The organism is Rhodococcus sp. 4CII, from assembly GCF_014256275.1.
GTDB lineage: Bacteria > Actinomycetota > Actinomycetes > Mycobacteriales > Mycobacteriaceae > Rhodococcus_F > Rhodococcus_F wratislaviensis_A.
In genome coordinates this window covers 1,344,388-1,365,948 of record NZ_JACCFE010000002.1, presented here as the reverse complement: position 1 = coordinate 1,365,948, position 21,561 = coordinate 1,344,388, and the positions used below count along the sequence as shown (strand labels likewise).

21 protein-coding genes are annotated in these 21,561 nt (G+C 67.2%); 16 read left to right on the top strand and 5 right to left on the bottom strand.

Annotation, left to right across the window (positions count from 1 at the left end; genetic code table 11):
* A complete protein-coding gene (locus tag H0B43_RS07245) occupies positions 1–351 on the top strand; it encodes a hypothetical protein (RefSeq protein ID WP_185728621.1) in 351 nt (116 codons plus the stop codon).
* Between the two features lie 12 nt (positions 352–363).
* On the opposite strand, the gene H0B43_RS07240 is transcribed toward H0B43_RS07245, so the two are convergent.
* The gene (locus tag H0B43_RS07240; RefSeq protein ID WP_185728623.1) at positions 364–1,758 is read right to left on the bottom strand and encodes an acyl-CoA dehydrogenase family protein; all 1,395 of its coding nucleotides are present in this window, start codon (positions 1,756–1,758) and stop codon (positions 364–366) included.
* A 131-nt stretch (positions 1,759–1,889) separates the two neighbouring features.
* Here H0B43_RS07240 and H0B43_RS07235 point away from each other — a divergent pair, with 131 nt between their 5' ends.
* Together H0B43_RS07235 and H0B43_RS07230 are read left to right on the top strand one after the other, a co-directional pair.
* Complete coding sequence (locus H0B43_RS07235; RefSeq protein ID WP_185728625.1) at positions 1,890–2,699, top strand: class I SAM-dependent methyltransferase; 810 nt, start codon at positions 1,890–1,892, stop codon at positions 2,697–2,699.
* Positions 2,700–2,751: 52 nt separating this feature from the next.
* Positions 2,752–3,420: a L,D-transpeptidase gene (locus H0B43_RS07230; protein ID WP_185728626.1), complete on the top strand. Its 669-nt coding sequence runs from the start codon at positions 2,752–2,754 to the stop codon at positions 3,418–3,420.
* A 60-nt stretch (positions 3,421–3,480) separates the two neighbouring features.
* On the opposite strand, the gene H0B43_RS07225 is transcribed toward H0B43_RS07230, so the two are convergent.
* Complete coding sequence (locus H0B43_RS07225; RefSeq protein WP_185728628.1) at positions 3,481–5,178, bottom strand: fumarate hydratase; 1,698 nt, start codon at positions 5,176–5,178, stop codon at positions 3,481–3,483.
* Positions 5,179–5,344: 166 nt separating this feature from the next.
* On the opposite strand from H0B43_RS07225, the gene H0B43_RS07220 reads away from it, so the two are divergent.
* Positions 5,345–6,115 carry a CPBP family intramembrane glutamic endopeptidase gene (locus H0B43_RS07220; RefSeq protein WP_185728630.1) on the top strand — a complete coding sequence of 257 codons (771 nt, stop codon included), beginning with the start codon at positions 5,345–5,347 and terminating at the stop codon, positions 6,113–6,115.
* Between the two features lie 31 nt (positions 6,116–6,146).
* Here H0B43_RS07220 and H0B43_RS07215 read toward each other — a convergent pair whose 3' ends face one another.
* Entirely contained in the window at positions 6,147–7,391 is a 1,245-nt protein-coding gene (locus tag H0B43_RS07215; RefSeq protein ID WP_185728632.1) for an alpha/beta fold hydrolase, read from the bottom strand.
* A gap of 320 nt (positions 7,392–7,711) precedes the next feature.
* Positions 7,712–7,849, bottom strand: a complete 138-nt coding sequence (locus H0B43_RS07210; RefSeq protein ID WP_185728633.1) for a hypothetical protein — start codon at positions 7,847–7,849, stop codon at positions 7,712–7,714.
* A gap of 301 nt (positions 7,850–8,150) precedes the next feature.
* Between H0B43_RS07210 and H0B43_RS07205 the strand changes: the two genes are divergently transcribed.
* Entirely contained in the window at positions 8,151–8,675 is a 525-nt protein-coding gene (locus tag H0B43_RS07205; RefSeq protein ID WP_213015093.1) for an OmpA family protein, read from the top strand.
* 9 nt (positions 8,676–8,684) lie between these two features.
* Here the strand turns inward: H0B43_RS07205 and H0B43_RS07200 are convergent, their stop codons facing one another.
* Complete coding sequence (locus H0B43_RS07200) at positions 8,685–9,815, bottom strand: NADH:flavin oxidoreductase (RefSeq protein WP_185728635.1); 1,131 nt, start codon at positions 9,813–9,815, stop codon at positions 8,685–8,687.
* A 138-nt stretch (positions 9,816–9,953) separates the two neighbouring features.
* On the opposite strand from H0B43_RS07200, the gene H0B43_RS07195 reads away from it, so the two are divergent.
* The 11 genes from H0B43_RS07195 (at position 9,954) to nuoF (ending at position 21,541) form a co-directional block, all read left to right on the top strand.
* Entirely contained in the window at positions 9,954–11,585 is a 1,632-nt protein-coding gene (locus H0B43_RS07195) for an amidohydrolase (RefSeq protein ID WP_185728636.1), read from the top strand.
* Complete coding sequence (locus H0B43_RS07190; protein WP_185728638.1) at positions 11,582–12,994, top strand: chloride channel protein; 1,413 nt, start codon at positions 11,582–11,584, stop codon at positions 12,992–12,994. Before H0B43_RS07195 ends, H0B43_RS07190 begins: the two co-directional genes overlap by 4 nt.
* 134 nt (positions 12,995–13,128) lie before the next feature.
* On the top strand, positions 13,129–14,028 hold the full coding sequence (locus H0B43_RS07185) for a restriction endonuclease (RefSeq protein WP_185728640.1): 900 nt from the start codon (positions 13,129–13,131) through the stop codon (positions 14,026–14,028).
* Between the two features lie 165 nt (positions 14,029–14,193).
* Positions 14,194–15,402: a serine hydrolase domain-containing protein gene (locus H0B43_RS07180; RefSeq protein WP_185728642.1), complete on the top strand. Its 1,209-nt coding sequence runs from the start codon at positions 14,194–14,196 to the stop codon at positions 15,400–15,402.
* Between the two features lie 107 nt (positions 15,403–15,509).
* Positions 15,510–15,932 (top strand): response regulator transcription factor, encoded by a 423-nt coding sequence (locus H0B43_RS07175; RefSeq protein ID WP_185728644.1) that lies wholly within the window; start codon positions 15,510–15,512, stop codon positions 15,930–15,932.
* Positions 15,933–16,150: 218 nt separating this feature from the next.
* Complete coding sequence (locus H0B43_RS07170; RefSeq protein WP_073363447.1) at positions 16,151–16,510, top strand: NADH-quinone oxidoreductase subunit A; 360 nt, start codon at positions 16,151–16,153, stop codon at positions 16,508–16,510.
* 49 nt (positions 16,511–16,559) lie between these two features.
* On the top strand, positions 16,560–17,114 hold the full coding sequence (locus tag H0B43_RS07165; protein WP_185728646.1) for an NADH-quinone oxidoreductase subunit B family protein: 555 nt from the start codon (positions 16,560–16,562) through the stop codon (positions 17,112–17,114).
* A gap of 111 nt (positions 17,115–17,225) precedes the next feature.
* Positions 17,226–18,023, top strand: coding sequence for an NADH-quinone oxidoreductase subunit C (locus tag H0B43_RS07160; protein WP_397517484.1), 798 nt, complete (start codon positions 17,226–17,228; stop codon positions 18,021–18,023).
* Entirely contained in the window at positions 18,023–19,339 is a 1,317-nt protein-coding gene (nuoD, locus tag H0B43_RS07155; RefSeq protein ID WP_185728648.1) for an NADH dehydrogenase (quinone) subunit D, read from the top strand. The genes H0B43_RS07160 and nuoD overlap by 1 nt, the downstream gene beginning before the upstream one ends.
* A complete protein-coding gene (gene nuoE / locus H0B43_RS07150) occupies positions 19,336–20,241 on the top strand; it encodes an NADH-quinone oxidoreductase subunit NuoE (RefSeq protein ID WP_185728650.1) in 906 nt (301 codons plus the stop codon). The genes nuoD and nuoE overlap by 4 nt, the downstream gene beginning before the upstream one ends.
* A gap of 1 nt (position 20,242) precedes the next feature.
* A complete protein-coding gene (gene nuoF / locus H0B43_RS07145) occupies positions 20,243–21,541 on the top strand; it encodes an NADH-quinone oxidoreductase subunit NuoF (RefSeq protein ID WP_185728652.1) in 1,299 nt (432 codons plus the stop codon).
* The last annotated feature ends 20 nt before the right edge of the window (positions 21,542–21,561 follow it).

The window sequence follows — 21,561 nt, the reverse complement described above, 5'->3', positions numbered from 1 at the left end:
ATGACCGTCGTCTACAACCTCGTCTTCGTCTGCCATCTGCTCGGCATGGCCGCGCTCGTCGGGGGCTACTTCGCCGTACTCGGAGCGCCGCGGATCTCCGAGGTGATGGTGTGGGGTGCGCGGCTCCAGTTCGTGACCGGGCTGATCCTCGTCGGGCTCGGCGAGGCCGCCCTCGACAAGGACTACAACCACGTGAAGATCGCCGTGAAACTCGTGCTTTCGCTTGTGGTGGTCGCGCTCGCCGAGATCGTCCGCGCCAAGCAGAAAAAGGGTCAGGACAACCCGAATCTCGCCCACGTGGTCGGGGGGCTGGGCATCGTCACCGTGCTGGTAGCCGCACTCTGGACCTGATCCCGCCGTAACTCACTTCTTGGGTGGGGCAAGGATTTTCATTGCGAGCCGCTGCGCGGACTCGGGCATCCGGTCTTTCACAGACAGCGCGAACTCGCCGGCCTTCGTGCGTACGGAGGTGCCCCGGCCGAACCGTCGGTTGAAGGCGGATCCCTCGGTCGGCTGATCGAAGTGGAGAGGTGGGGCGCCGTCCGCGGCACCCAGAGCGCGCCCGATCACCATTCGCTGAATCTCGCTGGTGCCCTCGAAGATGGTGTACAGCTTGGCGTCCCGGTACCACTTCTCGACGGGGTGGTCGCTGATGTAGCCCCACCCGCCCATCGTCTGTAGTGCCCGTTCGGTGGTCTTCACCGCGACCTCGGACGCCGCGAGTTTCGCCATCGAGCCCTCGCCGTGGCGGAATTCCACGCCGGTCGCCGCCATCCACGACGCCCGCCACGTGAGCAGCCGCGCGGCGTCGATCTGTGTCGCGAGGTCGGCGAGGGGAAACGCGATGCCCTGGTTGTCGATGATCGGACCGCCGAATGCCTCACGACGATTCGCGTATTCGGTGGCGTACTCGAGTGCGGCGCGGGCGATGCCCAGCGCCTGAGCGGCCACCATCGGACGTGTCTGCTCGAACGTGCCGAGGGTCGCCGATTTGCGTCGCGGCGCTCCGGTGGCGACCTCCTCCTGCACCTCGCGGGCCTTCCGCATGCGGTTCTGCAGCTTGTCGTCGCCGCCGAGCAGATGGTCCGCGGGCACTCGCACCTGATGGAACTTCAGCTCCGCCGTGTGCGACGCACGGCAGCCCAGCTTGTCGAGCTTGCGGACGAGTTCGATACCCGGAGTTCCGCCGGGCACCACGAACAGTGCCTGCCCGCGGTGGCCCAGGTCCGGGTCGACGGTCGCGTTCACGACGTGCACGTCGGCGATGCCTCCGTTGCCGATCCACATCTTGTGCCCCTCGAGCACCCATTCGTCGCCGTCGCGCGTCGCGGTGGTCCGCAGATTGCGGACGTCGCTACCGCCCTCGGGTTCCGAGATGCACAGGGCGGCGAGTTTCAGACTGCCCGGCTCGCCGAAGCATTCGGGTGCCCAGCGCAGCATCTGCTCCGGCGTCGCGGCCTGCCCGATCGACGACAGCGCCAGCGCGGGCATCACCACGGCAAGCCCGATGCCGGCGCAACCCCAGAACAGTTCCTCCATGAACAGGGGGAGGGACAGGCCGGTCGGGTCGCCGATGAGGTCGCGGTAGAACAGCGGACTGTAGAAGCCCTCTTCCGCGGCCTTTTCGAGAACGTCCCACGGAAACTCCTGCGCGCGGTCGTGCTCGGCCGCCACCGGGCGGATCACGTTCTCCGCGAAGGCGTGAGTGCGTTCGACGAGATCCCGCTGAGCCGGAGTGAGAGCGAGGCTGAAAGTCATGGCAGTCCCTCGGTAGCCGTGTTGCTGTGCACCAACGTAACACCCATGAACCGCCGCGTGCCGCAATCTGCAGATCTCGATACTCGAGATGATCATCCCATTATGTGACAAGGGTTGCTAGCGTCGGAAGTATGAGCGGCGAGGACACGGTCTACACCCACGGACACGACGAATCGGTACTGCGCAATCACCGGTGGCGTACTGCGGAGAACTCCGCCGCGTATCTGCTCCCGCATCTGCGCGAAGGGATGACACTGCTCGACGTCGGATGCGGGCCCGGCACCATCACCGCCGACCTCGCACGGGTCGTCGCTCCCGGACTCGTCACCGCGGTCGAGATGAACGACGAGGCGCTGTCCCTGGCCAGGAACGAGTTCGCGAAGCGGGGAGTGGCGAACGTCCAGACCGTCGTGTCGGACGCGCACGCACTCGACCTTCCCGACGACAGCGTCGACGTCGTCCATGCACACCAGGTACTCCAACACGTCGGCGATCCGGTGCAGGCGCTGCGGGAGATGAAGCGGGTGTGCAAGCCCGGTGGACTCGTCGCCGCCCGCGACGCGGACTACGGCACCTTCACCTGGTTCCCGGCGACACCCGAACTCGACGAGTGGCTGGCGCTCTACAAGGACATCGCCCGGGCGAACGGCGGCGAACCGGATGCGGGCCGACGCCTGCGGGCGTGGGCGCACGAAGCGGGTTTCGGCGACGTCGAGAACACCGCGAGCACGTGGTGTTTCTCCTCCGTCGACGAACGCGAGTGGTGGGGTGGGTCCTGGGCCGACCGCACGCTCCGGTCCACCTACGCCGAACGGGCGCTCGAACTGGGACTCGCCACCGAGGACGACCTCGCGCGCATCGCGGCCGGGTGGCGTGCGTGGGCGCAGGAGGACGACGGCTGGTTTGCGCTCCTGCACAGCGAGATCCTGTGCCGGGTGTAGGACCCGCTCCGAACCTCCCGCGACGATTACCCGGGGATGGGACACTCGGCCCATGACGACGTTGCGGCTGGGTCGATCGTGCTTGCTGGGACTGATGGTGGCTCTGAGCGGGATGGTGCTCACTCCGGTCGCCTCCGCCGCTCCGGACGGCGCAGCCTTCTCGGGTGACGCCGAGCAGGTGGTCACGGTGCACGTCCCGTCCGCGGGAGCGGTGGTCGGTCGGCTGACCGCCTGGGAACGCGGCGCGGACGGCGCGTGGCGGGTGTTCGCCGGTCCCGTCGCCGCCGACGTCGGCGCGGAAGGGATCGGCGCGGCCGACGAATTCTCCGCCCGCACGCCGGCCGGCGTCTTTCCTTTGACGCAGGCGTTCGGCCGGCAGCCCGCACCGGCGACGGCGATACCGTACTTCCAGTCGGACCGGCAGGACTGGTGGGATTCGAATCCGCTCTCGCCGACCTACAACACGCACGTCCGTCAGGATGCGACTCCCGGCGGCGCCAGCGAGAACCTCTACGACGCGGGTCCGCTGTACGACTACGCAGTGGCGATCGGCTACAACGCCGCCCGGATCCCCGGAGCGGGTTCGGCGATGTTCCTGCACGTCACCGACGGCACCACCACCGAGGGCTGCGTTGCCACCGACCGCGACACGCTGACGTCCCTCCTCGGCAAGCTCGACCCGGCGAAGCGCCCGGTGATCGAGATCGCCGTAGGCGCGTAGCGCCCGTGCGCCTTTCTGGTCGCTGCAGCAACCACAAAGGCGCACGGGCGGCGGAGCCGCCTACAGCCCGGGACGCTTGCCGATAGTGAGGGTGGGCGTGGAGACGCCGGCGAAGAAGTCCTCACCCTTGTCGTCGACGACGATGAATGCGGGGAAGTCCTCGACCTCGATCTTCCAGACCGCTTCCATGCCGAGCTCTTCGTACTCGACGATCTCGACCTTCTTGATGCAGTCGAGGGCGAGACGCGCCGCGGGACCGCCGATGGACCCGAGATAGAAGCCGCCGTAGGACTTGCAGGCGTCGGTGACCTGCTTGGAGCGGTTGCCCTTCGCGAGCATCACCATGGAGCCGCCCGCGGCCTGGAACTGTTCCACGTAGGAGTCCATGCGACCGGCGGTGGTGGGACCGAAGGAACCGGACGCCATGCCGTCGGGGGTCTTGGCCGGCCCGGCGTAGTACACCGGGTGGTCCTTGAGGTACTGCGGCATCTCCTCGCCGGCGTCGAGCCGTTCCTTGATCTTGGCGTGGGCGATGTCGCGGGCGACGACGAGCGGGCCGGTGAGCGACAGCCGCGTCTTCACCGGGTGCTTCGACAGCTCGGCGAGGATCTCGGGCATCGGTTTGGTGAGGTCGATCTTCACGGCCGCACCCTTGCCGGTGCCGGAGACGCCATCGGTCTCGGCGTCGAGCTGCGCGTCGGTGACCTCGGGGAGGAACCGGCCCGGGTTGAATTCGAGCTGCTCGAGGAAGACGCCCTCGGGGGTGATCTTCGCCTTGGCCTGGCGGTCGGCCGAGCAGGACACGGCGAGGGCGACGGGCAGCGACGCGCCGTGGCGGGGGAGGCGGATGACGCGGACGTCATGGCAGAAGTACTTGCCGCCGAACTGGGCGCCGATGCCGATCTGACGGGTCAGCTCGAGCACCTTCTCCTCGAGGTCGAGGTCGCGGAACCCGCGGCCGGTGATGGCACCCTCGTTGGGGAGTTCGTCGAGGTAGTGGGCCGACGCATACTTCGCCGTCTTGAGGGCGAACTCGGCGGACGTGCCGCCGACGACGATCGCGAGGTGGTACGGCGGGCAGGCCGCGGTGCCGAGGGCGCGGATCTTCTCTTCGAGGAACCGCATCATGCCGTCGGGGTTCAGGATCGCCTTGGTCTCCTGGAACAGGTACGACTTGTTGGCGCTGCCGCCACCCTTGGCCATGTACAGGAACTTGTAGGCGTTCTCGTGGCCGGCCGCCGTGTCGGCGTACAGCTCGATCTGGGCGGGGAGGTTGCTGCCGGTGTTCTTCTCGTCCCACATCGTGATCGGCGCGTTCTGCGAGTACCGCAGGTTGAGCCGCGTGTAGGCGTCGTAGACGCCCCGCGCGATGGCCTTCTCGTCGTCGCCGGGGGTGAGGACGTGCTGGCCGCGCTTGCCCATCACGATCGCGGTTCCGGTGTCCTGGCACATCGGCAGTACTCCTGCCGCGGAGATGTTGGCGTTCTTGAGCAGATCCAGCGCCACGAACTTGTCGTTGTTCGAGGCTTCCGGATCGTCGAGGATGCTCGCGAGCTGCGTCAGATGATCGCTGCGCAGGTAGTGCGAGATGTCGTGCAGCGCGGTCTCGGTGAGCAGGCGCAGCGCCTCGGGCTCGACGGACAGGAAGGTGCGGCCGTCGGGTCCTTCGACAGTCGACACCCCCTCGGTGGTCAGCAGCCGATATTCGGTGGGGTCCGCACCGATCGGCAGCAAGTCCTCGTAGAGGAAGTCGGCCATTCTATCTCCTGGACAGCGGGTTGTGTGAAGTTCGTATTCAGGCTAGACGCGGCTGCGTGAGGCGGCAGAGGCCGGGGGCCGTGTTGTGGCGGCAGTCACAGGGTTTTCACAAACAAATCCGTACACTTGACTGGATGCGCGAACACGAACGAGATCGGCCGGCCGAATGACCCTCGAAGTCCAGTACGCCGGAGCGGTCGATGACGAGAAGCCCGGTGCACGCGCCCAGCGGCCCGTGCTGCACGCCTACCTCGACATCGCAATCGTGGTGGTCGTCCTCGCGGCCACGAATCTTATTGCGCACTTCACCACGGCGTGGGCCAGCATCGCGACCGTTCCCATCGCGGCCGTCGTGCTGCTCGTGCTCACGCGTCGCCGCGGTCTCGGGTGGGCCGAACTGGGCCTCTCGCCCCGGCACTGGCGACGGGGTTCGCTCTACGCCCTCGCGGCGATGGGTCTCGTCATCGGCGTCGTGGCCATCGGCGCGGCCTTGCCGATCACCCGTCCCTTCTTCATGGCCGATCGCTACGCGACCCTCTCCGGCGCGCTCATCGCGTCGATGATCGTCATCCCGTTGCAGACCGTCATCCCCGAGGAACTCGCGTTCCGTGGCGTGCTGCACGGCACCCTGGACCGCGTGTACGGCGCACGCGGCGTCTTCGCGGCCGGCTCGCTGATGTTCGGTCTGTGGCACATCGCGTCCTCGCTGGGACTGACCTCGGGCAACAAGGGATTGTCCAGCTTCCTGGGCGGCGGCGTGCTCGGGCAGATTCTCGGCATCGTGGCGGCCGTTATCGCCACCGCGGCCGCGGGCGTCGTGTTCACGTGGCTCCGCCGGCGCAGCGGGAGCCTGATCGCCCCCATCGCGCTGCACTGGTCGCTGAACGGCGCCGGTGCACTCGCCGCCGCCCTCGTCTGGCACGCGACCATGGCTTGAGTGTCGCCCGCGACGATGGCCTGAGTGTGGATCAGCCGACGTCCGGCGCACCGAACCATTCGAGCAGCTTCTCGTACACCGACTCGTGGTTGAGCATCGTGAAATGGTTCGCGGGCGCGAGGTGCATGCCGTCCTCGGCGCGGAAGCCGATCATTCGGGTCTTGTTGCGTCCCGAGGCGCTCGGGACGAGCACCATGCCGTCGCCGAACATGCGACCCAGTGGGTGCTTCGGGCTTCGCGTGATGGTCGCGGAGACGAAGCAGTAGGTCACCCCGTCGAGGAGCGGGACCTCGCTGCACGCCGCGGCGCGCAGGGCGTCCGGATCGCGGTCGCGCCAGTCCTCGTCCACCAGCGACCCCTGATTCAGATCCCGGATCCCCGCGCTTCTCCGGCGGAGTAGCGCGGAGATCGCCCGTGTCTCGGGCAGCGCCGCCAGGCCTGCGCTCGCGTAGTGCACGGCCTGTTCCAGAGGTGCCCCGAGGTGCGGGGAGCCGAGGCTCACCACCTGTCGCACGTGTCCGACCCACGGACGGTCGTCGAGGAACGCGATCCGGCAGGCGCTGCGGGCGACGAGGCCGCCCATGGAATGCCCGACGAGTGCGATCGACTCCACCTCGACCGGCCAGTGCTCGGTGACCGCGTCCAGAAGGTCGGACAGGCTTCTGCCGTTGGCGGAGATGTGACGGCCGGAGTTGTAGCGGATCTGCAGCGCCGTGTATCCGAGGTCCGTTCCGAGCCGCTCACCGTAGGTGCGACGGCCACCCAGCGCCCAGGCGCTCTCGGTCTCGACGAGTCCGTGCAGGAAGACGACGATGCGGCCGCCGGCGTGCGGGAACGCCTCGGCGAGCGTCGGCGCATCCGGCGTGAGCGCGACCCCGTTCATCCGGATCGCCATGGGCTCGGCGAGCGGTGACCCCTGGGATTCCAGAACGTCGCCGATCAGCCCCTGGATCGCGGCGATGGCCTGAGCGCCGCGCCGCGTCTGCGAGGGTGCGACGTTCTCCGACGACGGAAGGTCGAGAAGCTGTCCCGCGAGGGAACCGCCGAAGCGCGCGGTGTCGGAGACCAGTGCGTACACGGCTCCCGAGATGCCGTCGTGGAGCGCCTTGACGGGGAGCGCACGGGTGCCGAGTCCGAGTCGTGCGCCGGCGAAGACGCGGTCGGAGATCGCGCGGTGGATGCTGCCGATTCCGCCCGCGGCGCCCCCGATCTCTTCGAGGGCGAGTTGCGCGAGTGCCCGCACTTCCGAGCGGCGTCTGATCTGCGGGTCGGTCACGGATTTGAGTGTACGCATGTGCACTGAGATCTGCGCGCGATGCGAAAAGTAGAGCGCCGCGGGCTGTTTCCGATTATTTCGACAGTTAATTACCGTTGAACGTAGATGTGGCCCTTCGCAAATTGGTCGAATTGGTCGATCGACCAGTCCGGGAAAAGTGCTGGTGAGGAGATAATGAACATGTTCATTTAATTAGTTATCACATTGTGATAGGCGCAGCATTGGGGCTCTCGATGGTGCAGACAAGACCGCGACGGGGCTCGCGCGCCTGAGCGTGCGAACCCCGTCGCGGGTGTTCAAGTCTTGTACCAGCGGAAATGCTAGCCAAGCGTGGCTGCGGCCGCGGTTGCGGCGTCTGCGCCACCGCTCAACGCGTCCGAGGAACCCGAGAAGAAGTCCAGGGCACCGGCGAGGTCGGCGAAGGCGGAGAAGAAATCGGACAGGAAGGCGAGATCCATGCTTTTAACTCCTTGCTCGGTTGTGGGCATTTGCGTTTGGCGCTGAGCGGGCGCCGGATTCATTCCTACCGTTATTGAAATGAGATCGCAATCCGAGGGATTAACCGAAATGAAACGCGGCACGAATTGCCGGATTAGTTCCAGGTGAGAAGCCTGTGTCCGGCTCTACGTCTGCCCCGTCGGATCTCACGATGTGGGAGTGCGGCGGTGCTCGAATACCACCGTCGAGGGGTGCCGGCGGGGCTATCCTCGTCCCACGACGTGTAGCGCCTACCGGACATACCGACGTTTAGGGGAATCCATGATTCGCAAGACGATCGTCAGCAGCGTCGCGGTCGCGGCCATCGCGGTGCTCGGTGTGGCCGGCTGCTCCGACGACAGCTCGAACGAGGCTCCGATCGCGACCACGACCACCTCCTCCGCATCCGAGCGGGTGGAAGGCGCGATCAGCAGTGTCCAAGCCACGGCGTCGTCGGCCGTGAACACCGCGCGCGAGGCCACGCAGAACGCGATCAACTCCGCCATCGCGGCGGTCCCGATCGGATTCGAATCGGGAACCGCCGAGCTCAATGCCATCTCGGACGTGACCGTGAAGGCGGTCGCCGCCGCGATGAAGGCCGGCGACAACAAGATCAAGATCGAGGCGTACGCCACCAACACGGACGAGGCGGCCGCCGAACTGCTGGCCGACCAGCGCGCCCAGGCCGTCGCGAACGCACTCGAGGCGCAGGGCGTGGACAAGAGCCGAATCTCCGTCGAAGGAACCGCGAACCCGCCCGAGGGCGTGAACGCGGATCAGGTGGAGATCACCGTCGAGGACAGCTGACCGGCACGGTCAGTGCAGGACCGCCCGGTGCTCGTTGCTGTACGGGACGTGCTCGGCGGTTCTGCCGTCGCGGAGCTTGTTCACCCACTCGGGATCGGACAGCAGCGCGCGCCCGACCGCGACGAGGTCGAATTCGCCGTTCTCGTACTGCCGGAGCAGGCGGTCGATACCGGCGGTATTCGAGGCTCCGTCGGACGTGAAGGCCGTCGTGAACACCTCGTCGAGACCCACCGATCCGACCGTGATGGTCGGAAGTCCGGTGAGCTTCTTCGTCCATCCGGCCAGACCCAGATCTCCGTCGTCGCCGGTAAGTTCGGGGAAGGCCGGTTCCCAGTGCCTGCGTGTGGAGGGGTGCAGGACGTCGACACCGGCGGCGAGGAGGGGTGAGAGCACGGCCGCCAGGTCGTCGGGGGTCTGCGCGATACGTGAGTCGTAATGGTTCGACTTCCACTGGGAGAACCGGTAGACGATGGCGAAGTCCTCGCCCATGGCCTCGCGGATCGCGGTGACCACCTCGGCCGGGAACCGGGTGCGGGCCTGCGCCGATCCGCCGTATCCGTCGGTGCGGACGTTGGTGCGGTCCCACAGGAACTGGTCGAGCAGGTAGCCGTGTGCGCCGTGCAATTCGATGCCGTCGAAGCCCACGTCGCGTGCGTTCACGGCGGCTGCGACCCAGGCCTCGCGGAGTGCGTCGAGATCGGATTCGGTGAAAGCGCGGCCCAGCGGGGTGCCGTCGAGGGCGATCCCGGACGGGCTGGCGGTGGTCACTTCGGGATGGAGGCGGGGCCGCGGGCCGCGTTCGACGCCGAGATGCCACAGCTGCGGGATTATCTGGCCACCCTCCGCGTGGACGGCGTCGACGACCGATTTCCAGCCCGCGAGACTGTCCTGTCCGTACAGGAGCGGCACCCGGGTGTGTGATCCGGCCGCCGGGTCGGGAATGTACGTGCCCTCGGTGATGACCAGACCGACCCCACCCGCCGCACGCCGGCGGTAGTACGCGGCCACATCGTCGCCTGGGACGCCGTCGGGGGAGAAAGCCCTGGTCATGGGGGCCATCGCGAAGCGATTCCGGAGCTGGAGGGACTTGACGGCAAACGGCTCGAAGAGGCCGTCGACGGGCAGCGGTGTTTCGGTCATGCCTGTCTGCAACTCGTCCGGCTTCCGGACTATTCCTGCATATGACCTGCTGCGTAGTTGTAATGTGAAGTAACAGTCGACACTCGCTGCCGGCGCATGGGCCCTCGCCCGCGCCCGGTCTGACGGGAGGGTGCACTGATGGGCACGAACGACGCACAATTTGCCGATCTGGTGCTGTTCGGTGACGTGGTCACCATGAACGACGCCGCCCCACGCGCTCGGGCCGTCGCGGTGCGTGACGGTCGGATCGCCGCCGTCGGCAACGACGCCGAGGTGTTTCCGCTGATCGGGCCGGCCACGATCGCGGTGGACGTGCACCGCGCCTGCATACTCCCGGGATTCATCGAGGCGCACGGTCACCCGCTCAACTCCGCGGTACTGCTCGGCGAACCGGTCGTAGACATCAGGCCGGTCACCGTCGCCGACGCGCCGGACGTGGTCGCCGCCGTCCGCCGGGCCGTCGACGAACACCCCGACGGCGCCGTCCTCAACGGGTGGGACCCCCTGCTCCAGAAGGGGCTGCCCGAACCGACCCGCGAATGGCTCAATGCCGTCGCTCCCGACACCTCCCTGGTGATCCTCCACAACACCGGGCACGTCGCGTATTTCAACGACGTCGCCGCGCGGGAGTCCGGGCTGACGAAGGACACACCGGACCCCGAGGGCGGCAGCTTCGGACGCGACAAGTCGGGGGAACTGGACGGTTCGGCATTCGAGGCCCCGGCGGTGATGGCGGTGGCCGCAGGCATCCTCGCCGGTGCCACCGAGCGGTTGCCCGAACTCCTGGCCGCCGAGTGCGCCCGGATGAACGCCGCCGGGATCACGACCGCCAGCGAGATGGCGTTCGACCCCCGGTTCCGGGGTGCCCTCACCGCGATCGCCCGATCCGGTGCGCTGACCACCCGACTGCGGTTGTACGAGATGTCGAACCCGGAGCGCGCCTCGGAGGTTTCGCCCGGGGTCGGGAACGACCTGCTCCGCCAGGTGGGCATCAAGATCTGGTCGGACGGCTCGCCGTGGGTGGGCAACGCCGCCACCAGTTTTCCGTACCTCGACACGGAGGTGACGCGGTCACTCGGTCTCGCGGGCACCCGCGGCAAGGCCAACTACACGGAGGACGAGGTCCTCGAGATCAGCAGGCCGTATTTCGAGAACGGCTGGCAGATCTCCTGCCACGCGAACGGTGACGCGGCGGTCACCCTGGTCCTCGACGCGTGGGCGCGAATGCTCGCCGACACCCCGCGGGAGGATCACCGACTCCGGCTCGAGCACGTCGGCGCGATGACCCCGGACCAGTTCCGTCGAGCGACGGAACTCGGTGTCACGTGCAGCTTGTTCGTCGACCACCTCTACTACTGGGGCGACGTGCTCGTCGACGACCTGTTCGGCCCCGAGCGCGGAGCACGCTGGGCGGCCGCCGCGTCCGCGATCGCAGCGGGGCAGCGGATCTCGTTCCACAACGACGGTCCGGTCACCCCCACCAACCCTCTGCGCAACATCGCCGACGCCGTCACCCGCCGCACGCGATCGGGACGCGTCCTCGCACCCGAGGAACGTATCTCCGTCCCGGATGCGTTGCGCGCCGAGACGATCAACTCGGCGTGGCACCTGCAGAGCGAGGATGCCATCGGAGCGATCGTCCCCGGTTTGCATGCCGATCTCGTCGTGCTGTCGGCGAATCCGCTTCTGGTGGACCCCGACGACATCGCGGACCTGGAGGTGCTCGCCACGATCCTGGAGGGTCGGACGGTCTTCGGAAAGCTGGAGTGATCCGGGTGGCGCCCGGGTCCCGGGCCGTGAGGTCGATCGGGGCGTCGGTGGGAACCTGGATTCGCAACTCGGGCTACACCCGCAAATGGCTGGTTCTCGGTGTCGTGATCGGGATCGTCGCCGGACTCGGCGCGGTCGTGTTCTACGTCGCCCTGTCGGAGGCGACGCAACTGCTGATCGTCGACCTCGGTGGCTACCACCCACCGACCGCGGCGGGCGACGGCGGGGCGGCCGGCAGCCGCGAGTTCACGAGACCGTGGGCGATCCCCCTCGTGGTGTGCCTCGGTGGTCTGGTGTCGGGGATCATCGTGTTCACCCTGGCCCCCGAGGCGGAGGGGCACGGCACCGATGCGGCGATCGAGGCCGTCCACCGAGATCCGCGCATGATCCGGGTCCGCGTCGTCCTCGTGAAGCTGGTCGCGTCTGCGATCACCATCGGGTCCGGCGGGTCGGGCGGCCGCGAGGGACCGACCGCGCAGATCTCGGCGGGTTTCGGATCGCTCCTCGCCCGCAGGCTCGACCTGTCGCCGCGGGACGGCCGAATCGCCGTGGCGATCGGCATCGGCTCCGGCATCGGCGCGATCTTCGGCGCCCCGCTCGGCGGCGCTGTGCTGTGCTGCACCATTCCGTACAAGGAGGACTTCGATTTCGAGATCCTGGTGCCGGCGCTGGTCACGTCGATCGTCAGCTACACCGTGTTCGGCAGCTTCCTCGGGTTCGGTCCGCTGTTCGGGTACGCCGCGCAGGAGTACGTCTTCGACAATCCGGTCCAGTTGGTGTGGTTCGCGCTCATCGGTGTGCTGGCCGGCGTGATCGGGCTGCTGTACAGCGGAACGTTCTACACCGCCGTCGATCTCACCCACCGTCTCCCCGGCAGCCGGATCGTCAAACCGGCGGTCGGCGGGCTGCTCGTCGGACTGATGGCGCTCGTGCTGCCGGAGGTGCTGGGCAGTGGGTACGGCTGGATCCAGCAATCGATGGCCCGCGGCGCCCTCACGGACATCCCGCTGTGGGTGGTGCTGCTGTTGCCGTTCGCGAAGATCCTCGCGACGTCGCTGTCCATCGGCTCGGGCGGGTCCGGCGGCATCTTCGGACCGGGGATGGTGATCGGGGCGTTCACCGGCGCGGCGGTGTGGCGTGTGCTGGAGCCGATCGCTCCGGCCGTCCCCGACAATCCGGCGCCCTTCGTCATCGTCGGAATGATGGCCTGTTTCGGCAGCATCGCGCGCGCTCCCCTCGCGGTCATGCTGATGGTCGCGGAGATGACGGGAAGCGTCGGCGTCCTCGTGCCGGGGATGATCGCGGTCGGGCTCGCGTATCTCATCGTGCGCCGCTCGGGGAAGACCATCTACCGCGCGCAGCTCCAGAACCGTGAGGAGGCGCGGCTCGCCCACGGTTCCCCCGGTTGATCGGATCGGGGTCCGGGTGTGGCGTGCCCGGTGGAATCCGGGTCCATGTGTGGCGTGCCGGTGGAATCCGGGTCCATGTGTGGCGTGCCCGGTGGAATCCGGGTCCATGTGTGGAGCGCCTGGTGGATTCCGGCATGCTTGTGGCCATGACTGTTCACGTTCCTCAGTACGTCGACCTCCTCTGGCCAGCGCTTCAGGCTGCCATTGCTCTCGGTGGTTCGGCGTCCAACGAGGAGCTCGACAGCGCCGTCGTTGAGCGCGAAGGGTTTTCGTCCGACGTTCAGGGTGTGCTGCACGGAGACGGTCCCAGCACGGAGATCGAGTACCGGTTGGCGTGGGCGCGCACCTACCTCAAGGGGATGGGTCTGCTCACGAACAGCCGGCGCGGGGTGTGGAGTGTGACGGAGAAGGGCCGCGAGGTCGCCGAGAGCGAGATCCGCCCTCTGCACGCCGAATTCTCCGCCGAGAATCGCAAGAAGAATGCGGCCCGCAAGTCGGCGAAGGCGGCGTCCCGCCGGACGGACGAACCCGATGCGAACATCGCCGAGGCGGAGAACGACGCGGACTGGAAGGACCTCCTGCTCGACACGGTGCTGAAGATGTCGCCACCGGCATTCGAGCGTCTGACCCAGCGGTTGCTGCGGGAAGCCGGCTTCTCCAGCGCGTCCGTCACCGGTCGCGGCGGCGACGGAGACATCGAGGGGCTGGGGGTCTACCAGCTGTCGCTGCTCAGTTTCCCGGTGTTCTTCCAATGCAAGCGGTACAGCGGCAGCGTCGGCGCCGGGGCGGTGCGTGACTTCCGCGGGGCGATGGCGGGCCGCGGCGAGAAAGGTCTGCTCATCACCACCGGAACCTTCACCGGTGACGCACGCACGGAGTCCAAGCGGGACGGGGCGCCGCCGATCGACCTCATCGACGGCGATCGGCTTTGCGACCTGCTGAAGGAGCATTCGCTGGGTGTCCAGACCACGACGCGACTCGTCGAGGACGTCGAGGTCCGGTCGGACTATTTCCACTCCCTGGAACCGAAATGATCAGCATCGGGTCACCCCACCACCGCCGGGACACTCTTTCCCGTTGCGGTATGGCCACGAAGCGATCACACCGCCTCTGAAGCGATGCCGCCGGCGTCCCGTCATGTGTAAAGAGGAAGTTAAATGCACATGTCATTGATGTGAAAGCGACCGAGGGAAGTCGATATGACGACCACGACGCCGTGGCCGTTGATGGGCCGCACGGTCCGGCCGCCGGCGGGAATGCTGGTGGACCGGCGGTTCGGGATGCTCGTCGACCAGTTCTTCGGACTCTTCCACGACGCCCGCCAGGGCGGCGGCGCACTGGCCGTCTATCTGCACGGCGAACCCGTCGTCGACGTGTGGGCGGGATGGTCGAGCCGCGACACCTTCTGGCAGGCCGACACCGTCACCCTCACGTTCTCCACCGGCAAGGGTGTCGCATCCACCGTTCTGCACCGACTCGCCGGGCGCGGGATCATCGAATACGACGTGCCGGTGGCGCGGTACTGGCCCGAGTTCGCGGCCGAGGGCAAGGACGCGATCACGGTCCGTGAACTGTTGTCGCACCGTGCCGGGCTGCACCGGGTTCGCGGACTCGTGCCCGGTCCGCTGAGCCTGATGGACCATTCGCTGGTCAGTGCCGCGCTGGCCGCCGCGACCCCCGATCAGCGCAGGCTGAAGGTCCCCGGGTACCACGCGGTGACGTTCGGCTCGCTCGTCGCCGAACTCACGTCCCGCGCGGCCGGCACACCGTTCACGGACCTCGTCCGCGCCGAGGTCGCCGAGCCGCTCGGGGTGAAGGAGTTCTGGTACGAGGTTCCGCTGACCGAACGCGACCGGATCGCCAGGACCTTCCCGCACATCAACCCGTTCGGCGTTCCGTGGGGTGCGACGTCGTTCGCGATGTCGAGGCTGCCCGGGCTGCGCGACGTGGCCGACGCCGGCATGCCCGCGGGGTTCGACGCCCTGGTTCGCAACCCCGCGATCCACGACAGCGTGATGCCGGGGTGGAACGGCGTGTTCAGTGCCCGGGCGCTCGCGCGGATGTACGGGGCGCTGGCGAACGGCGGGACCGTCGGAGGTGCGGAGTTCCTGCCGCCGGAGGTCGTCGCGCAGCTCAGCGAGGTGCAGACGACGGCCCGTGACTACGTTCTGGGTATTCCGATGAACTGGCGGCTCGGTTATCACGCGGGGATGGTGGCGCGACGCAGGCAGCCGTCGAATACCTTCGGGCACTACGGTTTGGGTGGGTCCGGTGCCTTCGCCGACGCGGAAACCGGGCTGTCGATCGCGTTCGTCACCAATCGGCTCGGCAACATGCTGACCCCCATCGCCGATCTCCGCCTGCCGAAGCTCGGTTCGACGGCGCTGGCCCTGGCCGGGCGGCTATAGCCGAACACGTCCTGCGGCGGGCCGGACCAATTCGAGGTCGACGCGCCGCTTTTCGATCGCCGCGTGCCGCCGGTTCGGGAGAGCAGGCGACCGGTAGCATCGTGTCCGTGACCGACGCGACCGCCCACACCAGCCGTCCTGCTCGGTTGCGTGTCCTCGTCTACAGCGACGACGCGAGCACCCGACAGAAGGTCGTTCAGGCGCTGGGGACGCGTCCGCACCCGGATCTGCCGGAGTTGGAATACCTCGAGGTGGCGACGGCTCCGGTGGTGTTCACGCACATGGATGCCGGCGGCATCGACCTGGCGGTTCTGGACGGGGAAGCGGTGCCCGCGGGAGGAATGGGCATCGCCAAGCAACTGAAGGACGAGGTCGACGGCTGCCCGCCGATCCTCGTCCTGACCGGACGCGCCGACGATGCCTGGCTGGCCACCTGGTCGCGGGCCGAGGCCGCGGTGCCGCATCCGCTCGACCCGATCCGGTTGTCCGAAGCGGTCATAGCGCTGCTGCGCACCCGACTCTCCGCTTAGGGTCTCCTGACTTCCTTCCCCGCTGCCCGCACGCGCATCGAGCGCCTGTGCCGCAGGGGTTTTCCGTCGTTCGAGATCGCTCGGAACTGACTCGGTCAAATCGACCGGGCCCGACGACTTCCCTTGTACGCTGTGGCATAACTCACAAGAGCGTAGCTTCGGAAACGACCGTCCGGGAATCGGGCGGGCAGGCTCGGGAAGAGGGGAGCTGAGACGGCATGAATGTCTACGTGCCGATCCTCGTGCTCGGGGCGATTGCGGTCGCGTTCGCGGTGTTCTCCGTGATCGTGGCGAGGATCGTCGGTCCGAGGCGTTACAACCGTGCGAAGCTCGACGCCTACGAGTGCGGCATCGAGCCGACACCGTCGCCTCTGGGCGCGGGACGCATCCCGGTGAAGTACTACCTGACGGCCATGCTGTTCATCATCTTCGACATCGAGATCGTGTTCCTCTATCCGTGGGCTGTTCATTTCGATGCCCTCGGTTTCTTCGGTCTCGGGGCCATGGCCCTGTTCATCTTCAACGTCTCCGTCGCCTATGCGTACGAGTGGCGGCGTGGCGGTCTCAGTTGGGACTGAACTGTCCTGTGAGCGATCCAAAAGCTAAGTCGGAAGAGAAGAGTCGGATATGGGCATCGAGGAGAAGCTGCCGAGTGGCTTCCTGCTGACCACGGTCGAAGGGCTCGCGGGGTACGTCCGCAAGGGCTCGCTGTGGCCGGCGAGTTTCGGGCTCGCGTGCTGTGCGATCGAGATGATGGCCACCGCCGGCGGACGCTTCGACATCGCGCGCTTCGGTATGGAGGCGTTCCGTGCGTCCCCTCGGCAGGCCGATCTGATGATCGTCGCGGGCCGGGTGAGTCAGAAGATGGCTCCGGTGCTGCGGCAGATCTACGACCAGATGGTGGAGCCGAAGTGGGTGCTGGCGATGGGGGTGTGCGCGTCGTCGGGGGGCATGTTCAACAACTACGCGATCGTGCAGGGCGTCGACCACATCGTCCCCGTCGACATCTATCTGCCCGGTTGTCCGCCGCGGCCGGAAATGTTGCTGAACGCGATCCTCACGCTGCACGAGAAGATCCAGCAGATGCCGCTCGGCGCCCACCGGGAGGAGGTGGCGCGTGCGGCGGAGCAGGCCGCCCTGGCTGCCACCCCCACCATCCAGATGAAGGGGCTCCTCCGGTGACCGCCCGACAGGGTTCGACGAGCCGCGCGGGTCTTTCGTGGGAGCGCAGCGACCCGAGTACCCGGCGTCTGGTCCGTGCGGTCTGGGCTGAGGAACGAGGGAGCGTAGCGAGTGAGTGACGAGGGAAGAGCGCACGAGAAAGACCAGACGCCCGCGAGCGAAGCGAGCCGTGTTCCGGCGCCTGCGAGCGAAGCGAGCCGTGTTCCGACGCCCGCGAGCGAAGCGAGCCATGTCCCAGCGAGCCATGTCCCAGAGCAGATCGGTATACGCCGGGGGTTGTTCGGGGTGCGGGGGACTGGGGATACGTCGGGGTATGGGCGGTTGGTGCGTCCGGTGTTGTTGCCGGGGAGTACGCCGCGTCCGTATGGGGGGTATTTCGATGAGGTGGCGGATGGGCTGGCGGCGGCGCTGGGGGAGTCGGGTGTGAGTTTCGAGGCGGCGCTGGAATCGGTGGTGGTGTTTCGGGGTGAGGTGACGTTCGGGGTGCGGCGGGAGTTCTTGCCGTTGGTGGCGCGGGTGTTGCGGGATGAGCCGGATTTGCGGTTCGAGATGTGTCTGGGTGTGAGTGGGGTGCATTTTCCGCAGGACGTGGGCCGTGAGTTGCATGCGGTGTATCCGTTGTTGTCGGTTACGCACAATCGTCGGATCCGGTTGGAGGTGGCGGTGCCGGATGCGGATCCGCACATTCCGTCGCTGTATGACGTGTATCCGACGAATGATTGGCACGAGCGGGAGACGTACGACTTCTTCGGGATCGTGTTCGACGGCCATCCGTCGTTGACGCGGATCGAGATGCCGGACGATTGGTCGGGTCATCCACAGCGTAAGGACTATCCGCTCGGCGGCATTCCCGTCGAGTACAAGGGTGCGGAGATCGCGCCTCCCGATGAGCGGCGGGGGTACAACTGATGAGCGAGGACACGGTTTTCACGGTTGCCGGGCAGGATTGGGACGAGGTCGTCGACGCAGTGAAGGCGTCGTCGGAGGGTGCGCGATCGGAGGGTCGCGAGGAGCGGATCGTCGTCAACATGGGTCCGCAGCATCCGTCGACACACGGGGTGTTGCGGCTCATCCTGGAGATCGAGGGTGAGACGGTGACCGAGGCCCGGTGCGGCATCGGGTATCTGCACACGGGGATCGAGAAGAACCTCGAGTACCGCAACTGGACGCAGGGCGTGACGTTCGTGACCCGGATGGATTATCTGTCGCCGTTCTTCAACGAGACGGCGTATTGCCTGGGTGTGGAGAAGTTGCTCGACATCACGGAGCACGTTCCGGAGCGGGCGAGTGTCGTCCGGGTGATGTTGATGGAGCTCAATCGCATCTCGTCGCATCTGGTGGCTCTGGCCACGGGTGGCATGGAGCTGGGGGCCGTCACGGCGATGCTGTTCGGGTTCCGCGAGCGTGAGCTGGTTCTCGACGTGTTCGAGATGATCACGGGGCTGCGCATGAATCATGCGTACATCCGGCCGGGTGGGTTGTCGCAGGATCTTCCGCCCGGTGCGGTGGAGAAGGTGCGCGAGTTGCTGGCGTTGCTGCCGGAACGGTTGCGGGACATGGAGAATCTGCTCAACGACAACCGGATCTGGAAGGGGCGCACCGAGGGCATCGGGTATCTCGATCTGACCGGGTGCATGGCGCTCGGGATCACCGGTCCGATGCTGCGCGCGACTGGTCTGCCGCACGATTTGCGGAAGTCGCAGCCGTATTGCGGGTACGAGAATTACGAGTTCGAGGTGAGCACCGCCACCGGATGTGATGCATACGGCCGCTATCTGATTCGGGTCGACGAGATGAAGGAGTCGCTGAAGATCGTCGAGCAGTGCCTCGACAAGTTGCGCCCGGGTCCGATCATGGTGGAGGACAAGAAGATCGCGTGGCCCGCGGATCTGACGCTGGGTCCGGACGGTTTGGGAAACTCGCCCGGTCACGTTCGCGAGATCATGGACTCGTCGATGGAGTCGCTGATTCACCACTTCAAGTTGGTGACGGAGGGTTTCCGGGTGCCGCCGGGGCAGGTGTACGTAGCGGTGGAGTCGCCGCGGGGCGAGCTCGGTGTGCACATGGTGAGCGACGGTGGGACACGCCCGTTCCGTGTGCATTTCCGCGATCCGTCGTTCACCAATCTGCAGTCGGTGGCCGCCACCTGTGAGGGCGGGATGGTAGCGGACGTCATTGCGGCGGTCGCGAGCATCGATCCCGTGATGGGGGGAGTGGACCGATGACCGAGCGAGCGGCACCCGTCTTCATCGAGTTCGGACCGAGGCAGGAGGAGAACGGGCTGCTGGTGCGGCCGGGTGCGCGTGCGGCATATCCGCCGGAGATCCGGGCGAGGCTCGACGCCGATGCCGACGCCGTCATCGGGCGGTACCCGAGTGCGCGTTCGGCGTTGCTGCCGCTATTGCATCTGGTTCAGGCGGAGGACGGATGCATCACGCCGGCGGGGATCGAATTCTGTGCCGGCAGGCTCGGGTTGACCGGAGCCGAGGTGGCTGCGGTGGCGACGTTCTATTCGATGTACCGGCGCGATCCGACGGGCGACTATTACGTCGGGGTGTGTACCAATACGTTGTGCGCGATCATGGGCGGCGACGCGATCCTCGCCGCGTTGGAGGAGCACCTCGACCTTCCCCACGGCGGTACCACTGCGGACGGCAAGATTACCCTGGAGCACATCGAATGCAACGCGGCGTGTGATTACGCCCCGGTGGTCATGGTCAATTGGGAGTTCTTCGACAACCAGACACCGGAGTCGGCCCGTTCGCTCGTCGATGCGCTGCGTTCGGGGGAGCAGGTGACGCCGAGCCGGGGTGCGACGTTGTGCACGTTCCGGGAGACGGCGCGTGTTCTCGCGGGGTTCCCCGACGAGCGCCCCGGTGTGTCGGGGGCCGGCGCCGGCGCTGCCACGCTGGCCGGCCTGCGCGTCGCACGCGAACTGGGTATGGAGGCGCCGGATCCCGGGGCCACGTCGTTGATCGCGGAGCGGCAGTCGGCGGACACCGAGTCGGCTGCGGCGGAGTCCACCAAGCGCGAGCCGGCACCCGCACCGTCCGCGACGGTGCCTCCGGACCGCTCCACCTCCGAGACGGATCCGGCTGCCACCGACCCTGGACGAAAGGGAGACTGACATGCCGCTGACGCCGGTCCTCAGCCGCTATTGGGACGAGCCCGAGTCCTGGACCCTCGACACGTACCGGCGCCACGACGGGTACGAGGGTCTGCAGAAGGCGCTGCGCACCGACCCGGACGACGTCATCTCGACGATCAAGGAGGCCGGGCTGCGCGGGCGCGGCGGTGCCGGGTTCCCGACCGGCATGAAGTGGTCGTTCATCCCGCAGGGCGACGACAAGCCGCATTACCTCGTGGTCAACGCCGACGAGTCGGAGCCGGGCACCTGCAAGGACATGCCGCTCCTGCTGGCCACGCCGCACGCGCTCGTCGAGGGCGTCATCATCGCGGCGTACGCGATCCGCGCCGGGCACGCGTTCATCTATGTCCGCGGTGAGGTGGTGCCGGTGCTGCGCCGGCTGCAGGCCGCGGTCGCGGAGGCGTACGCGGCGGGCTATCTGGGGAAGAACATTCTGGGTACCGGCTTCGACCTCGAACTGGTGGTCCACGCGGGTGCCGGGGCGTACATCTGCGGGGAGGAGACGGCGCTGCTCGACTCGCTGGAGGGGCGCCGGGGTCAGCCCAGGCTGCGCCCGCCGTTCCCCGCGGTGGCCGGTCTCTACGCGTCACCGACCGTCGTCAACAACGTCGAGTCGATCGCGAGTGTCCCGCCGATCATCGTGAACGGCATCGAGTGGTTCCGGTCGATGGGCAGCGAGAAGTCGCCCGGTTTCACCCTGTACTCGCTGTCCGGGCACGTGACCACACCCGGGCAGTACGAGGCGCCGCTCGGGATCACCCTGCGTGAGCTGCTCGAGTACGCGGGAGGAGTTCGCGCCGGGCACCGGTTGAAGTTCTGGACCCCTGGCGGCTCGTCGACGCCGATCTTCACCGACGAGCATCTCGACGTCGCGCTCGACTACGAAGGTGTCGGGGCCGCAGGATCGATGCTGGGCACCAAGGCTCTACAGATCTTCGACGAAACGACGTGCGTGGTGCGCGCTGTGCTCCGCTGGACCGAGTTCTACGAGCACGAGTCGTGCGGCAAGTGCACCCCCTGCCGGGAGGGCACCTATTGGCTGGTGCAGATATTGGAGCGCCTCGAGCGGGGGGAGGGGACCGACGCCGATCTGGAGAAGCTCCTCGACATCGCCGACAACATTCTCGGCAAGTCGTTCTGCGCTCTCGGTGACGGTGCGGCGAGCCCGATCATGTCCTCCATCAAGTACTTCCGCGACGAGTACCTTGCGCACTTCGAGCGGGCCGGCTGCCCGTTCGACCCCCATCAGTCCACGCTGATGGCTGGAGTGGACGCGTGATGCCCGCCCCGACCGGCGCG

Coding starts and splice junctions, on each gene's coding strand:
- nuoD (WP_185728648.1), top strand. CDS start 18,023: ATGAGCGAGGACACGGTTTTCACGGTTGCCGGGCAGGATTGGGACGAG.
- H0B43_RS07235 (WP_185728625.1), top strand. CDS start 1,890: ATGAGCGGCGAGGACACGGTCTACACCCACGGACACGACGAATCGGTA.
- H0B43_RS07210 (WP_185728633.1), bottom strand. CDS start 7,849: ATGGATCTCGCCTTCCTGTCCGATTTCTTCTCCGCCTTCGCCGACCTC.
- H0B43_RS07165 (WP_185728646.1), top strand. CDS start 16,560: ATGGGCATCGAGGAGAAGCTGCCGAGTGGCTTCCTGCTGACCACGGTC.
- nuoF (WP_185728652.1), top strand. CDS start 20,243: ATGCCGCTGACGCCGGTCCTCAGCCGCTATTGGGACGAGCCCGAGTCC.
- H0B43_RS07245 (WP_185728621.1), top strand. CDS start 1: ATGACCGTCGTCTACAACCTCGTCTTCGTCTGCCATCTGCTCGGCATG.
- H0B43_RS07205 (WP_213015093.1), top strand. CDS start 8,151: ATGATTCGCAAGACGATCGTCAGCAGCGTCGCGGTCGCGGCCATCGCG.
- H0B43_RS07195 (WP_185728636.1), top strand. CDS start 9,954: ATGGGCACGAACGACGCACAATTTGCCGATCTGGTGCTGTTCGGTGAC.
- H0B43_RS07220 (WP_185728630.1), top strand. CDS start 5,345: ATGACCCTCGAAGTCCAGTACGCCGGAGCGGTCGATGACGAGAAGCCC.
- H0B43_RS07230 (WP_185728626.1), top strand. CDS start 2,752: ATGACGACGTTGCGGCTGGGTCGATCGTGCTTGCTGGGACTGATGGTG.
- nuoE (WP_185728650.1), top strand. CDS start 19,336: ATGACCGAGCGAGCGGCACCCGTCTTCATCGAGTTCGGACCGAGGCAG.
- H0B43_RS07170 (WP_073363447.1), top strand. CDS start 16,151: ATGAATGTCTACGTGCCGATCCTCGTGCTCGGGGCGATTGCGGTCGCG.
- H0B43_RS07240 (WP_185728623.1), bottom strand. CDS start 1,758: ATGACTTTCAGCCTCGCTCTCACTCCGGCTCAGCGGGATCTCGTCGAA.
- H0B43_RS07180 (WP_185728642.1), top strand. CDS start 14,194: ATGACGACCACGACGCCGTGGCCGTTGATGGGCCGCACGGTCCGGCCG.
- H0B43_RS07225 (WP_185728628.1), bottom strand. CDS start 5,178: ATGGCCGACTTCCTCTACGAGGACTTGCTGCCGATCGGTGCGGACCCC.
- H0B43_RS07185 (WP_185728640.1), top strand. CDS start 13,129: ATGCTTGTGGCCATGACTGTTCACGTTCCTCAGTACGTCGACCTCCTC.
- H0B43_RS07200 (WP_185728635.1), bottom strand. CDS start 9,815: ATGACCGAAACACCGCTGCCCGTCGACGGCCTCTTCGAGCCGTTTGCC.